The 14549-nt window shown below is 62.3% G+C and carries 13 protein-coding genes; 8 read left to right on the forward strand and 5 right to left on the reverse strand.

The window, feature by feature from the left end; all coding sequences use genetic code 11:
- Positions 1-179 precede the first annotated feature (179 nt).
- The gene (lpxB, locus tag G442_RS0112570; RefSeq protein WP_026398280.1) at positions 180-1361 is read left to right on the forward strand and encodes a lipid-A-disaccharide synthase; all 1182 of its coding nucleotides are present in this window, start codon (positions 180-182) and stop codon (positions 1359-1361) included.
- A 107-nt stretch (positions 1362-1468) separates the two neighbouring features.
- Here lpxB and G442_RS23990 read toward each other — a convergent pair whose 3' ends face one another.
- Positions 1469-2095 (reverse strand): copper chaperone PCu(A)C, encoded by a 627-nt coding sequence (locus G442_RS23990; RefSeq protein ID WP_051292276.1) that lies wholly within the window; start codon positions 2093-2095, stop codon positions 1469-1471.
- Between the two features lie 402 nt (positions 2096-2497).
- Between G442_RS23990 and nrdR the strand changes: the two genes are divergently transcribed.
- The 5 genes from nrdR (at position 2498) to G442_RS26675 (ending at position 5865) form a co-directional block, all read left to right on the forward strand.
- On the forward strand, positions 2498-2965 hold the full coding sequence (nrdR, locus tag G442_RS0112580) for a transcriptional regulator NrdR (protein WP_026398281.1): 468 nt from the start codon (positions 2498-2500) through the stop codon (positions 2963-2965).
- Between the two features lie 196 nt (positions 2966-3161).
- Positions 3162-3749 (forward strand): transcription antitermination factor NusB, encoded by a 588-nt coding sequence (nusB, locus tag G442_RS22180; RefSeq protein WP_051292278.1) that lies wholly within the window; start codon positions 3162-3164, stop codon positions 3747-3749.
- On the forward strand, positions 3733-4764 hold the full coding sequence (gene thiL / locus G442_RS0112590; RefSeq protein WP_035376586.1) for a thiamine-phosphate kinase: 1032 nt from the start codon (positions 3733-3735) through the stop codon (positions 4762-4764). The genes nusB and thiL overlap by 17 nt, the downstream gene beginning before the upstream one ends.
- 153 nt (positions 4765-4917) lie before the next feature.
- A complete protein-coding gene (locus G442_RS0112595; protein ID WP_026398283.1) occupies positions 4918-5622 on the forward strand; it encodes a dienelactone hydrolase family protein in 705 nt (234 codons plus the stop codon).
- Between the two features lie 36 nt (positions 5623-5658).
- Entirely contained in the window at positions 5659-5865 is a 207-nt protein-coding gene (locus G442_RS26675) for a hypothetical protein (protein ID WP_154660372.1), read from the forward strand.
- 336 nt (positions 5866-6201) lie between these two features.
- Here the strand turns inward: G442_RS26675 and G442_RS22185 are convergent, their stop codons facing one another.
- The gene (locus G442_RS22185) at positions 6202-7500 is read right to left on the reverse strand and encodes an MFS transporter (RefSeq protein ID WP_051292280.1); all 1299 of its coding nucleotides are present in this window, start codon (positions 7498-7500) and stop codon (positions 6202-6204) included.
- Positions 7501-7570: 70 nt separating this feature from the next.
- On the reverse strand, positions 7571-9538 hold the full coding sequence (locus tag G442_RS0112605) for a CocE/NonD family hydrolase (protein WP_084440574.1): 1968 nt from the start codon (positions 9536-9538) through the stop codon (positions 7571-7573).
- A 366-nt stretch (positions 9539-9904) separates the two neighbouring features.
- Between G442_RS0112605 and G442_RS0112610 the strand changes: the two genes are divergently transcribed.
- A complete protein-coding gene (locus G442_RS0112610; protein WP_026398285.1) occupies positions 9905-10690 on the forward strand; it encodes an aldolase in 786 nt (261 codons plus the stop codon).
- 315 nt (positions 10691-11005) lie between these two features.
- On the opposite strand, the gene G442_RS22190 is transcribed toward G442_RS0112610, so the two are convergent.
- Complete coding sequence (locus tag G442_RS22190) at positions 11006-12715, reverse strand: amidase (RefSeq protein ID WP_084440575.1); 1710 nt, start codon at positions 12713-12715, stop codon at positions 11006-11008.
- Positions 12716-12840: 125 nt separating this feature from the next.
- On the opposite strand from G442_RS22190, the gene G442_RS0112620 reads away from it, so the two are divergent.
- A complete protein-coding gene (locus G442_RS0112620; protein ID WP_035376610.1) occupies positions 12841-14184 on the forward strand; it encodes a metal-dependent hydrolase family protein in 1344 nt (447 codons plus the stop codon).
- A 69-nt stretch (positions 14185-14253) separates the two neighbouring features.
- Here G442_RS0112620 and G442_RS24435 read toward each other — a convergent pair.
- The coding region (locus G442_RS24435; protein WP_026398287.1) for an IS5/IS1182 family transposase at positions 14254-14549 on the reverse strand (296 nt) is incomplete at its 5' end.

Consider the following 14549-nt stretch of genomic DNA (forward strand, 5'->3'; position numbering starts at 1 on the left):
TCTCCCTACCTGCGCCACGAACGACGCGGCGTCGACCGAAAAACCCGGTTGACGCGGGGTCCTATCGATTTTGTGTAATCGCCGCCCTGTCAGCTTCAGGCGCTCTCAAGAAGCAGCCCGCCACCCCGGCCATAAGGCCGCCGCTTGCGCCGTCTGCGCCCCGGCATTATCCGGAGCGCATGAGCCCCAGCGACGCCCGGGCTGACGCCCCCCTGATCTGGATACTGGCCGGCGAGGCGAGCGGCGACGTTTTAGGCGCGCGCCTGATGGCCGCCCTGCGCACGCGCCGTCCAGACCTGCGCTTTGCAGGCGTCGGCGGCCCGCGCATGCAGGAACAGGGGCTGCGCAGCCTGTTCCCTATGCATGAGCTTGCGGTCATGGGGCTGGTCGAGATTCTCCCTCGCATCCGCAGCCTGTCCCGTCGACTGGACGACGCCGTCCGCGACATCGAACGCACCCGGCCCGCCCTCGTAGTGACCATCGACAGTCCTGGGTTTGCGCTTCGGCTGCTCCGACGCATCGCGCCCCTCGCGATCCCCCGCGCACATTATGTCGCACCGCAGGTCTGGGCGTGGCGCGAACATCGCGTCCGCGAGTTTCCGGGGCTATGGGAGCGGCTTCTCGTGCTGCTTCCTTTCGAAGAAGCCTTCTTCCGTCGCCACGGGCTGGACGCCCGCTTCGTTGGCCACCCGGTGCTGCAGTCCGGCGCGAACACTGGCGACGCGGCTGCGTTCCGGAAACGCCACGACCTGTCCCATGATGCGCCGATCGTGATCCTCATGCCCGGCAGCCGTCGTTCCGAGGCGCCGCGTCTGCTGCCGGTGTTCGGGCGCATGTTGTCGCTGCTGCGTCAGCGCATCCCGAACGTCGTTCCGGTTATTCCTGTCTCGCCCGTGGTCGCGAAGACAGTGCTGAACGCCACCGCACGCTGGCCGACGCAGCCAATTATCGTCACGGAGGTGAACGACAAGCACGATGCTTTCGCCGCAGCTAGCGCAGCGTTGACCAAATCCGGCACATCGACTCTCGAACTCGCGCTGGCGGGCGTGCCAATGGCCGTGACCTATCGGGTGAATCCGCTCACCGCGGCGATCGCAAGGCGGCTGATACGCGTGCCTTATGTGGCGATGGTCAACCTGCTTGCTGAACGTGGACTTGTGCCGGAGTTGCTGCAGGGCGATTGCCGCCCCGACGTGCTGGCTGACGCCGTCGAGCGCCTTATCACCGACCGGCAGACTGCTGAGGCCCAGCGCGCAGGATTCCAGACGCTTTTGGAAGGATTGCGTGGACCGGGGGGCGCAATCCCCGCCGACGCAGCGGCGGAAGAAATCCTGTCCATGTTGGACCAACCCGGCGCATAGGCTGATCCAGCGAGCTCTCGCGTGAGCGAGAGAACTCGCCGGTCGGTGGCGGCTGATCGAGCGACCTTGCCAGACCCGAAGTCGGGCAACTTTCGATCAGTAGCTTATTATCGGGCTTTCACTGGAAAATTCACCGTCTTGTGGGCGCCGCCTAGGAACGTGAACGTGACCGACACGGTAGAGCCGTCCGCTACAGTCACGCCCGGCGCTTCATCGCACATCAAATGGTATCCTCCCGGAGGAAACACGAGCGTCTGATTCTCCGGCAGAGCCAGATGGGAGAACAGGTTGCGCGTGGCGGACGAGATTTCCTGATCAGAGTGGTAGCCGTAAAGCTGTGCGCAGGACGGCGAACTCACGCCCTGCACCAGATATGTCGCATCCGCCCGGTTCTCTATCGTGAAATACGCCGAGAGCCGATCCGGAACACGTTTTCCGCGAACCATCCACTGCCCGGTGATGGCGACGTCATGAGCCGCTCCTTCCTGCCCGGGCACCAGGACCGCCTCCGCGCCACTCATATCGTCAGAACTGGCCGTCGCTGCGCCCGGTGAGGCCGCGCCCTCGTCCGCCGCGTTGCCGGGCGTCGCCGCCAGAAACGCCGCACACGCGAGGCCGACCCGCCACAGCGAGACCTTCGGGCGCGTATCCTGTCGAATCTCCACAAAACGGCGGAACACCGGGAACATAAGTCGCGAACGTTTCACACCGAGCACCTTATTTATTTTCGCCACGCCGCTCGCCTCGATATTCGCCTGTCTACTACGTTGCGGACACGAGAACGGTTCCACACACCCTATCACTCCAGTCGCGCAGGGTCAGCCGTCGAAACAGATTCGCAAGCGTCGCCAGCATAGTCAGACTGCGAACTGCGGAGTCGAACGCCGGGCCACCGCGCCGCTGTCCCCAGTTTACGACTCGCCGACACTCCTGATCTTTCAACTCGCCCCCCACTCCGCATTTGCGGCAATCCGTTCAACACCTGCAGCACGGCTGCGTTCGCCACTTCCAAACCCAATTCGCCACGCAAGCGACGACATTTTTGCTCGCCGTGGCGCCCGGGACGCACTTCGCTTTATAATGGAGCAGTCGATATGTTCGCCGCCGTGCGAGATCGCCCGAGGAAAGACAGTTTGATGCGATGCCCATTCTGCAATCACGACGACACGCAGGTGAAGGACAGCCGCCCCAGCGAGGAGGGCGCGTCCATTCGACGTCGACGTTCGTGCTCCCAGTGTGGTCAGCGCTTCAGCACTGTGGAACGAGTGCAACTGCGGGAACTGATCGTCGTAAAGGCCGATGGTCGGCGGGCGCCGTTTGATCGGGAGAAGCTGCTGCGCTCGGTGCGTATCGCGCTGCGCAAGCGGCCTGTGAGCGAAGACAGGGTCGAGCAGATTGTCAGCGGCATCGCCCGGCGTCTGGAGGCGTCCGGCGAAGGCGAAATCCCGACGCACCTGATCGGTGAGCTTGCCATGGAGGCGCTGCACACCGTGGACGCCGTCGGCTACGTCCGCTTCGCCAGCGTCTATCGCGACTTCCGGGAGACCAAGGATTTCTCTGCGATCGTCACCTCGATGACCGACAGAAAGACCGGATCGGACTGACCCGGGACAAAAAGTCCGCACGACTTGCCGTTGTCCGACGCCAGGGGGGTGGACCTGAGACGGTAAAGGCGCGATGAAGCGCGCCCCGGAACGGCGAATCCGTGCGATAAGATGTCGCGACCGGCGGCGCCACGCGTGAATACGACCACAGACGTACGCAGAGCGCATGAACAGAGAACAGGCAGGAGAGCGGCGGATGGCCGAGACACAGGAACGGCTGAGCCCGGCGATACGGCCCCGAACAGCAGCGCGCGTCGCGGCTGTGCAGGCGCTCTTTCAAATCGAGCAGGGCGCGGATGCCCCGGAGAACGTCATACGGCAGTTCGTGACGCACCGTTTCGGCACACCGCTGTCCGGCGAGACCTTCGAAGAGGGTCATATCCCTGAAGCCGACATCCACCTGTTCACCGAGATCACCCGCCGCGCCAGCGCAACGTCGTCGCGTCGCGCAGCCCTGTTGTCGGAAACCCTCCCGGCCAGTTGGCCGGTCAACAGGCTCGACCCCGTGCTGCGCGCCATTCTGGTCGCCGCCATCGCGGAGCTGGATGCGCCTGAAGCGCCGCCCGCTGGCGTCGTGATCAACGAGTATCTGGACGTCGCCCACGGATTCTTCTCGGGCGACGAGACGAAGCTGGTCAATGGCGTTCTCGACGGTGTGGCGAAACGCCTGCGCCGCGAGGGCGAGGGCGGCGTTGAGACCGAGGACGCTGCCGAGGCGACTGCTGGCGCCGTCTCGACGGACGAAACCGGCGCCCCGGACGACGCCAATGGCGAACAGGCGTGAAACGCCTGTGACGTCAGACGCGGACTCGCCGCAGCCTGACGAGTTCGCCTTTATCCGACGTCATTTCAAGCAACTGGCTGGCGTGGAAGCGCTGGGCCTGACCGACGACGCGGCGCTGTTCACCCCGAAATCGGGCCACGACATGGTGGTCGCGACCGATACGATGGTCGAAGGCGTTCACTTCCTGCCGGATGATCCGCCAGAAACGCTCGGTCGCAAGCTGCTCCGGGTCAATCTTTCCGACATCGCGGCGATGGGCGCCCAGCCATTCGGCTGGCTGCTTGCGCTTGCCTGTCCCCGTGGCCCCGGTCACATCGCCCGTGACGACGCCTGGTACGCCGCGTTCGCTGCTGGCGTCGCTGAAGATCAGGCGCGGTTCGGAGTGACATTGCTTGGCGGCGATACGACATCCACACGCGGCCCGCTGGTGATGTCCCTCACCATTCTTGGGAACGTCGCGCCCGGCGCGGCGCTCCGACGGAACGGCGCGCGTCACGGCGACGGCCTCTGGGTGACCGGGACGATCGGCGACGGCGCACTTGGTCTGCTGGCCCTTCGGGGCGAAATCCCGGACCCGGATGGCTGGCTGGCTGACCGCTACCGACTGCCGCAGCCGCGCCTTGGCCTGATGCTGAGTGGAGTCGCCAATGCCGCCATGGATGTCTCGGACGGGCTGGTGCAGGACGCCGGGCATCTGGTGCGCGAAAGCGGCGTCGGCGTCGTGATCGACGCGGACTCGATTCCGCTCTCCGCCGCCGCGCGCGCCTCCGGGGCGGCGGCCGGTCGTTTCACCGGGGAAAACCTCACCACCTTCTGCGCGACGGGCGGAGACGATTACGAACTTCTGCTCGCTGTTCCCGATTCGGCGAGCGAGCGGTTGCTGGAAAGCTGTCGTCTGACCGGAACGCCGATCAGTCGGATCGGGCGTTTCGACTCAGGCGTGTCGGGCGCGCGACTTGCGCGCGCCGACGGCTCCGACATCCCGCTGGAACGACACGGCTGGAGCCATATGTAGGCCCTGCCCTGTCTCCTCTCGACTCGCTTGCATAGCTCCGCACGCAAGATTGACGCCCCAGATTGACACTTTCATCTGACGGGCCAGAAATGGCCTCCCCTAAACGCCCGACCGCAAGGTCGCGCCCATCATGGATGGCACAGGAGTCGCGCCATGGGTCAGTTCATCTCCATCACCGCCGCCGACGGTCATACATTCTCCGCTTACGTCGCCGGCAGCCCCGAAGCCCCGCATGCTCTGGTCGTCGTGCAGGAGATTTTCGGCGTTAACCACAACATGCGCGCTGTAGCTGACGCCTGGGCCGCCGACGGGTTTTCTGTGATCGTCCCCGCGTTGTTCGACCGCGTGGAGCCCGACGCGAAGCTCGGTTACACGCCGGAAGATGTGCAGAAGGGCCTGGCGCTGCGGGCCGATATTCCCCTCGAAAGCACGCTGGCGGATCTTGAAGCCTGCGCGCGCCATCTGCGGGAGCAGGCGCCGGAAAGGAAAGTCGGGATCATCGGTTTCTGCTGGGGCGGGCGGCTCGCCTGGGACGGCGCGACGCGCACGACCGCCTTCTCCGCAGCGGTGGGCTGGTATGGCGGCGGGATCGCGGCGCACAAGGATGCGACGCCGCATTGCGCAGTGCAGTTGCATTTTGGCGGACAGGACGGATCGATTCCGCCATCCGACGTGTCCGACATTCGCAAGACGCATCCCGAGATCGAAATCTACGTCTATGATGAGGCTGGGCACGGTTTCGGCAATCGTGATCGTCCCAGCTTCAACGCTGACGCCGAGCATCTCGCACGGGAACGCAGCCTGACGTTTCTTGAAGCTGGCCTTCGCACCGTCGGAGACATTCCCGAGCGAGGGTAGTCTCCAGTTTTTACCGACATATGTGGGGGATATGCGATGTCGAGACTAACCCCGGAGTTTCAGGCGCGACAGAAGCCTGCGGCAGTCCTTATCGTAGGAATCAGCGTCGCGGCTGCGAGCCTTTTGGTGACGGCGGTTCGTAAACTCACCGGAGCCGGTGGCGTCCTGCGGCGCGCCGCGGAGGCGGAGCGGGCAGCTCACCCTCCTTCGGCGGACACGCAGCGACAACCATTCGGAAGATAAATAGCATTGTCATTGCGAGCGTTTTACCAACACGCCCCAAATCGCGAGACACATTCTGAACGCTGGAACACGGCCAGACCTATCCCGGCCTGTCGCGCAGCAACCGCGACGCCCTACCTACGACTGGAGGGGGCAAGATTGCAGAGCAATTCGAGAAAGCATGCCCGACAGATCGTAGAGTCTGTATGATCAGATGCCTCATCGGCTCTGCAAGAGCACTCGTGATCAGTTTTTATCGAGCATGCTGAGGCGGTAAAACTACGTCCGCTTGGACGGAGAGACTCTCGCTAGATCCGATACAAAATTGACGCAACGGGCAGACATCGGAGCAAATTGTTACCCAAGTTCTGGCAATGGCGCGTTCTTTGTCTCTGGCGCGACAGTCAGCAATGGCAACACAGCAAAAGCCAGCGCGGCGCCAATGACCGAAAAAACAAGCTGAGAGCCCCCCCAACTGGACAACAATCCGATTCCAAACGCCCCGCCGATGGCGCCCAAACGGCTGACGCCAGATGCAAGGCCCATAGCCGTCGCACGGATCTCTGTTGGAAAAAGTTCAGGGGTATAGGCGTAAAGTCCCGCGACGGATCCGTTCAGGCCCGCCGAAAGTCCCATCGCAGCGATGATGACGCCCATGGTTGCCGGGGCAGTTGCAAGAAACGCTGCCGCCAGAGCCGCCACGCAAAAAGCACCGATCATCACGCGTCGCCGCCCGATGACGCCATTCATCCAGGCCGCGACGAAATATCCAGGGATTTGCGCCGCAAAGATCAGAAACGACACTCCGAAGCTTTGCGAGAGATTCATCCCTCGTTGCATGAGAAGGGAGGGAATCCATGCGAAAATTCCGTAAAAGGCGAAAAACAGGAAAGTCCATATCCATATGCATAAACCGATACGAAAAACCCAATGTCGATCGCGCAAAATCACCTTCGTATCGATCGGCCCCGCAATAGGTCCGGCCCCTTGCGCCCGGACATTCGCGCCAAAATGGGCGACGACTTCCCGCGCTTTGTCCACCTGCCCCCGAGCTTCCAGCCAACGCGGAGATTCCGGAAGCGCACGACGCCACCAGAGCAGCAGCAGAACGGGGGCGCCCGTCATAAAGGACGCCAGACGCCAGCCGTCAGGAAACCTGCAAACAACGCCAACGCCAATCAACGCGGCCCCGACATAGCCAAAAGAATAAAATCCGACCACCGCCCCGCAGAGCCCGCCACGCAGACGCGCCGGAAGAAACTCCGCAATATAGGGAATAATGACGACCGCTTCGGCGCCGGTTCCAACGCCGCATAAAACTCGCAAAGCGCAATAAACGCGCCAGTCATAGGCCAACGCACTCAGGCACGACGCGACGCAGTAAAACGCCAACGCCGTCATCATCACGCGCTGGCGGCCGATACGGTCGGCCAGAAAACCTGAAGCGAACGAGCCGAAAAGATAACCAACCGAGGTGCTGGACGCGATCATGCTCGCCTGCCATGCAGACAGACCCCACTGCATCTTCAGGACTGGCAGGAAAAACGCCAGAGCCGAGCCGTCCAGCCCGTCGAACATGTAACCAAGTCCGGCGATCAGCAAAAGACGCATGTGCAGACGGGACAGTTGCAGGTCGTCGAGAGCCGCCGAAATCATGCAGTCACCGTCGGGAACGTATCATTCAGAAAACAATCGACAGGCGGAGCAGGCTTGCCCGACATCGTATCTACGGCGTCGCTTCGATCACCGGGAGAGAGATATAGGACGCCGCTTCAGGAGTCGCGTAAATCTTCTGCGTCGCGGGCTGAAAATCACCCTCCTTCGCCTGATAGATGCTCGGAACCCATGTCTGCGGATTCCGGTCGATCAGGGGAAACCACGTCGACTGGACCTGCGCCATCACACGGTGTCTTTTCAGAAAGACGTGGTCGTGATCGCGCAGGGGAATGGACCAATCCTCGACCTTGCCAGGAACAAGCGGATGGGCGTGTTGGTAGTCGTGCAGGTAACGGCCCCGACGCACGTCCATCGCGATCGGCAGTTCGTAACCATCCAGTGAGTCCGCCCAGGTGGCGGCGTCCGGATGAGCCACAAACGCCTTCTGGCCCTCTTCAGGGAACACGTCGATCAGTTTGACCACGAAATCGGCGTCCTTTCCGCTGGTGGAGGCGAACAGATGGGCTTCCAGTGGGCCGGCGACGCGCAGGTCGTGATCCAGCGGCGCGCTGACGAAAGTCAGAACGTCGGGCCGATGGTCGACGAAACGCTGATCGTTTGTTTCCCATGTGCGCCATTCGGGCGTCGGATACGTCGGCGATATCGGACGCGGACGATAGGGAACGGGGCTCGCCGGATCCGAAACGTAATGACGAACTCCGCTATTTTTCTTTGTCGGGGCCTGAAATGACAACGTTCCGTCTGCATGAAAGAACAGTTGGGTGGTCTTTGCCTCTTGCGGCGGCCAGACTTTATACTCGCGCCATTCATTCGACCCCGTTTCAAACATTTTTGCTTTCCACGACGGTTTTTCCCCGGTTTCGTGGAGGTAATAGCGGAAGAACGGCGCCTCTATCCCTTCACGGAACTCCACCGCCGTTTGATGCCCGCCAAGCGGCAGCGGGCCGATATTCCCGCCATCCGTCCGCTGCCAGCCCCCATGATACCACGGGCCGGCGACGATGAAGTTCGTATTATCCGGATCGTGCTGGCTGGCTCCGTGAAAAATACGCCATGGCCCCCATGGATCTTCCTGATCCCAGAATCCGGCGACGTTAAGATTCGGAACAGTAGACGCCTGAACCTTGTCTACCCAGGCTTCCTCTTTCCAGAATGAATCATAATCGGGGTGAGAAACCACCTGATTCCAGTAGTCGAGCTTACCGTGCAGATAGTCCTTGTTGATATGCGACAAAGGACCAAGCGCGAGATACCAGCTATACACGTCGTGGACGCCGAAATCGAAATTCGTGTTGGCCTCTTTCTCCGCCTGCACCAGAACTGTGTATTCGAACGTATAACTTTCCCGAAGCGCCCCGTAATGATGGTCGTCGTCATTCATCCACTGATCGGCGGGCGACGCCTGTTCACTGATCGCCTTCAACGCCGGATGGGGATGCAGGAGGGTTAGGCCTGCAGTGAGGCCAGCGTAGGAAACGCCATAGATTCCGACGCGACCGTTATTATTCGGGATATTTTTGACCAGCCAGTCAATCGTGTCCCACGCGTCGTTGACTTCATTCGCCTGTTTCGGATCATGCGCGTCATAGCGGGACGTCTCCAGAAACTGCCCCCCGGATTTGAACCGGCCGCGCAAATTCTGATACACCATGATGTAGCCGTCTTTCTGGAACGCGCGCCAACTCGGAAGCAGGGTCGACTTCGGATCTCCGTCCTGACGGTCGACCATCGCCTGATCAGGGACGCCATAGGGCGTGCGTGTGATAAGGATCGGCAGTGGCCCTGTCTGCCTGACCGGCGTGACAACCACTGTTTGCAGGCGAACGCCATCCCGCATGGGCACCATCAGTTCTCTGGCGATATAGGCTCTGCCAACCTCTTGCGCCGGGACCACCGTCGGCGCCGTATCCGCAACTGCGGCGCGCGTCGCAGGCAGACCCGCCAAGACTATTGCGCAGGCCGTTCCGCACACCAACGCCTGACGAATGAATAGGTTACGCGCGCCTGTCACTACCATGAATTTTCTCACTACCGACGGCGTTTCGCCGACACGTCATCCTGCGGAGAGGTTCGTCACACATGAACGCCACCAATCGATACGAACCTGTCACAACCGACGCTTAGCGGCAATGCGCCGCCGCGACGACGCATTCGTGCCGACTTCGTTACAACTTCGCGCCATAGGCGCACTGTGGTAATTGATGAGGCGAGCCGGTCTGGAAATTCGAGCACGCAGGGCGCCATTGCCAGTGGTCGGCGCGTTGACCAGAGCAGCGTCGGCGCAAGGCGCGCCGCTAGGTAGATTATACCTACCTTCGAAACCGGACGCAGCGCGCGTCTCCGGAGGCGCGTTACGTCAAAGTGAGCAAAGGAACAGCGTCCCATGGCGCACATCTACCAGATCGACGACAGCCGCCCCGGACGCAATGACCTCCCTGATCCGGACGCCGTCCGGACGGCGAGGGAAGACCTCGCCGCGTGTTTTCGACTGGCGGCTCTGCATGGGCTGGAAGAAGGCGTGTGTAACCACTTCTCCGCCATGATCCCCGGTTCGGACGACACCTTCCTCGTCAACCCGCTCGGCTACGCATTTTCGGAGATCACGGTCTCCTCTCTCCTGCTTTGCGATGTGCACGGTCGAGTCCTCGAAGGCTCCGGCACGCCGGAAGCCACCGCGTTTCATATTCATGCGCAGCTTCATATGCGTCTGCCACGAGCGAAAGTCGTCTTTCACACGCACATGCCCTATGCGACCGCGCTGGCTATGGTCGAAGGACCGCCATTACTCTGGGCCGGGCAGACCGCGTTGCGCTTTCACGGGCGCGTGGCCGTCGACGAGAACTACAACGGGCTGGCGCTGGACGCGACCGAGGGCGAGCGTATCGCCCTGACTGCGGGAGACGCAGATATCGTATTTCTCAAAAATCACGGCGTGGTTGTACTTGCCGACACGATCGCTGAAGCGTGGGACGACCTCTACTATCTTGAACGCGCGTCTCAGGCGCAGGTGCTCGCAGCCAGCACCGGTCGTCCGCTGAAAATTGTCCCGGACGAAATCGCTTGCCTTGTCGCGTCGCAAGAGGCGGCCGGACGCGCGGACAGCGCCCGGCTCCATCTGGCGAGCGCACGGCGTCGGCTGGAGCGCTCCGACTCATCGTTCCTCGACTGAGTGGGTCGTCGCCCGTCGAAGCAAATGAACCAACGCCCCGCTCAATGCGACTCATTCAGAGTCTATATGGAGAGTCATATTGTGGGGGAGAGATTACCAGACTTTCGGCCGTAATTCGGCCGCAGGTCGCCCGCCTCTTGCATGCATCTCGACTTAGCTGCGAGCCTTTCAAACGACTTTGAAAGGCTCGCATACCGAATAAATGGATCGGCTTTACGGAATTTCCCAGATGAGGCGTCTCTAGACACGACTCCTCAATTTCAGCACATACTGACAAATTTTCTCTTCATAATATTGAATTTTTTAAAATTCCATTCACCGAACTTCCCTCGTTTCCGGCGCAACCGGAAACGCCCCCCGGATCTGTTCATAAGCCGCCCCCAGCGCCAGAAGCCGCGCATCCGACCACGCAGCCCCCACCAGAGATAACCCTACCGGCAGACCTTTCGCCGTACCGGGCTGCGGCGCCAGTCCCATGGGCACGGTCAGATGCGGATATCCTGAGACGGCGGCGAGATGCGTCGCCGAGCCGGTTCCATCTCCGGGAGGATCGGCCTCCTCCAGATCAATCGGCCAGGCGACGCGGGTCGTGGGCGCGAGCAACGCCTCGACATGGGCAACGGACAGCATGGCGTCAATGCCCTCGGCGCCCGCAAGGCGACGGGCGTCCAGCAGGGAGACGCGATAGGCGTCGTCTTCATTCGCCGTCAGCGATTTTTCGAAAGAATCCTGCCCGAAATAGGGCATTTCTTCGCCAGCGTGCGCCACGTTGAAGCGTATCAGATCCGCAAGGGAACGACTGGAGACGGATGCTGGCGCATGCGCCAGATACGTATCTATCGCAGCGTGAAATTCCGAATGGAGGACAACGCTTTCCTCCTTCCGCAACCCCGTCAGGTCTACCGCCTTGATGTCGACCAGAACCGCGCCCGCCGCACGCAGGCGTTCGAGCGCCTGCTCGAACAACGCAGCGACGCGCGGGTCGCTGCCCACGGCGAAACGCAACACTCCGAGGCGCACGCCCTGCAACATTCGCCGATCCGCCGCCGCATTAACGGCGTCACCGTACCTCCCCCGCCGCGACTCAGCATCATGCGTCGCGCTGTCCGCCGGGTCGGAACCCGCAATTGCATCGAGCAGCAACGCAGCGTCCGCCACCGTGTGCGCGATCGGCCCCGGCGTATCCTGACTCGGCGCCAGAGGCACGACACCCCTGCGCGAGACCAGCCCAAGAGTTGGTTTCAGCCCGACCAGACCATTCAATGCCGCCGGACAGGTGACGGAACCATCCGTTTCCGTGCCGATCGCAGCAGGAACGATACCCTCAGCCACGGCGACGGCGCTGCCGGAGCTTGATCCGCAGGCCGAACGATTGCGATCGAACGCGTTGCGCGTAAGGCCGCCGACCCCGCTCCAACCACTGATCGAATCTCCGGAGCGGAAATTCGCCCATTCTGACAGATTGGTCTTGCCAAGGAGCACCGCCCCGGCTGCGCGCAGTTTCGCAGCCACTGTCGAATCCCACCGCGACACATTCGCCGCGAGCGCAAGAGATCCCGCCGTCGTGGGCAACGTCCCCGTCGTCTCGATATTGTCTTTGAGCAGAACAGGAACGCCGTCCAGCGTCCCCTTCAGGCGCCCGTCCCGCCTTCGTCGGTCCGAAGCCGCCGCCTGCTCTTGCGCCGTGGGGTCGAGCGCCAGAACCGCATGCAGCCCGTACCGGTCGCGCCGCAGAGGGTCGTCGTTCATCGCAACACGCGTCCGGGCGCAGGCAGCCAGAGACGCAGCGGTCGCTGTCCCCGTCTCCAGCGCATGCAGACTGGCAGCCACCGTAAACGGCAGGGCGCAATCGCCGCCCGGCGCCTGCGCGTCCAGAACCGAACGCGGCGCAGGGGCGGCGCAAGACGCCAGAACAAACACGCAGGCTACGTGGACAGTTCTCGTGAAGCATCCAGAAGGGCGTACTTTCCAGGGCTGCCGCCTCCCCCATGCGCCGGCCAGTCGAATGTCCACGCCGCTGCTCATCCACGTTCCCCGCTGTCGTCGCCGTGCAAAACAGTCTATCACGGACAAGCAACGATCAAAGAATGCCGATCGCGCGAGAAAATATCGCGACACCTGTCGCCTACTGCCTGAGGCCCCCGCCCGCTATGCCGCACCTTCCCCGCCCCTCACACACACGCCGTTCATGGCTCCACGCCGCTCTCTGCGCCACGACCTTCGCACTTTCAAACGCACCGGCTCTCGCTGGCGACTACGCCATTCATGCAGGCGCGCTTCTGGACGGGCACGGCGGCCTCCCCCGCCATACGGTGACGATCATCGTGCATGACGACCGGATCAAGTCCGTAACCCCCGGCTTCTCCGCGCCCAAAGGCCTGCGCGTCATCGACCTGTCGGACGAGACAGTGATGCCGGGCTTCATCGACTGCCATATCCATGTCAGCGAAAAACTACCCGGCCGCGCCAACGCGACGGAAGACGAAGTGACCCATACGCCGCTCGATCGAGGCTTCGAGGGCGCGCACTATATGCAGGCGATGCTGCAACAGGGCTTCACCGGCGGCCGCGACCTCGGCGGCGGCCCGGAGACCGTCGCCCTGCGCGACGCCATCAACGCCGGATGGGTCCCCGGTCCGCGCCTTCTGGTGGCGCTGGAGCCGTTGAGTCCAACCGGCGGCCACGGCGATGAACGCAACAGCCTCGACCCGCAGATCAATGATCCGGCGTGGGCGCTGGGCATCGTGGATTCCCCGGACGAAGGCCGCTTCCGCGTTCGCGAGCATAAGCGGCGCGGGGCGGACGTCATCAAGATCATGCCGTCAGGCGGCATCGGGTCGTCGGGGGACGATCCCAACCTGCAATTGATGACGAACGAGGAAATGGCGTCGATTATCGAGACGGCCCACAGCCTCGGCCTGAAAGTCGCCGCGCATATTTATGCCGACAAGGCTATCCGCGCGGCTGTTGAGGCCGGGGTGGATTCCGTGGAGCACGGGTCTTTCGCCGCGCCGGATACGCTTCAACTGATGAAGAACAAGGGCGTATGGCTGTCGCCGACCCTGAGCGTGTATGAGATTTTTTACAATGCAGCGCTTCATCATCCCGAACTTCTGCCTCCGGGGAGCGCGGAAAAGGAACTCGCCAACGACGCCAAGCCGAAGAAGAACTTCGCTATTGCCGCGAAGATCGGCGTCAAGGTCGCCTACAGCACCGACCTTGGCGAAGGCGATCACGCCATGGAATTCGGGCTTCTGGTCACCAACGGGTTGACGCCTTCACAGGCCATCGTCTCGGCGACTGGCGGCGCAGCAGAGTTGCTGGGCGTGTCCGACAAGATGGGTTCGGTGGCCGAGGGACGGTATGCCGACATCGTCGCCGTCAAGGGCGATCCGTTGCGGGAGCCTCAGCTTCTCGACCATGTGGATTTCGCGATGAAGGGCGGGGATGTTTACCGGAACGATGGCCGTCCGACGTTGCCGGAGGCCTACTGAGGCGGGGGCTAATGGCGGCGATTGCTGAGTGTGCAATTATGGCCGCTTTCGCCTTCGTCTTAGGGTCTGTTAGGTCTTGAGATGATCTGCTGTTGCAGCGATGCAGATGACAGCCATGAAGGACGTAGCGGTTTTCTCATACCGCGTGGCGACTGCTCTCCACTCCTTGAGGCGTGCCCACAGGTTTTCCACCAGATGTCGGTGCCGATAGGCCCATTTCGGGCAGGCTACTTGCGGTTCGTTGCGTTTTGTCGGGATGACCGGGCGTGAACCCCTGTCCCATAAGGCCTCTCGAAACTGGTTCGAGGCATAGCCCCGATCGCAGACGACGTAGCGCGGGGCGTGCGGCAATGCGTCAAGGAGGG

This window comes from Acetobacter nitrogenifigens DSM 23921 = NBRC 105050, from assembly GCF_000429165.1.
Classification (GTDB): domain Bacteria; phylum Pseudomonadota; class Alphaproteobacteria; order Acetobacterales; family Acetobacteraceae; genus Acetobacter; species Acetobacter nitrogenifigens.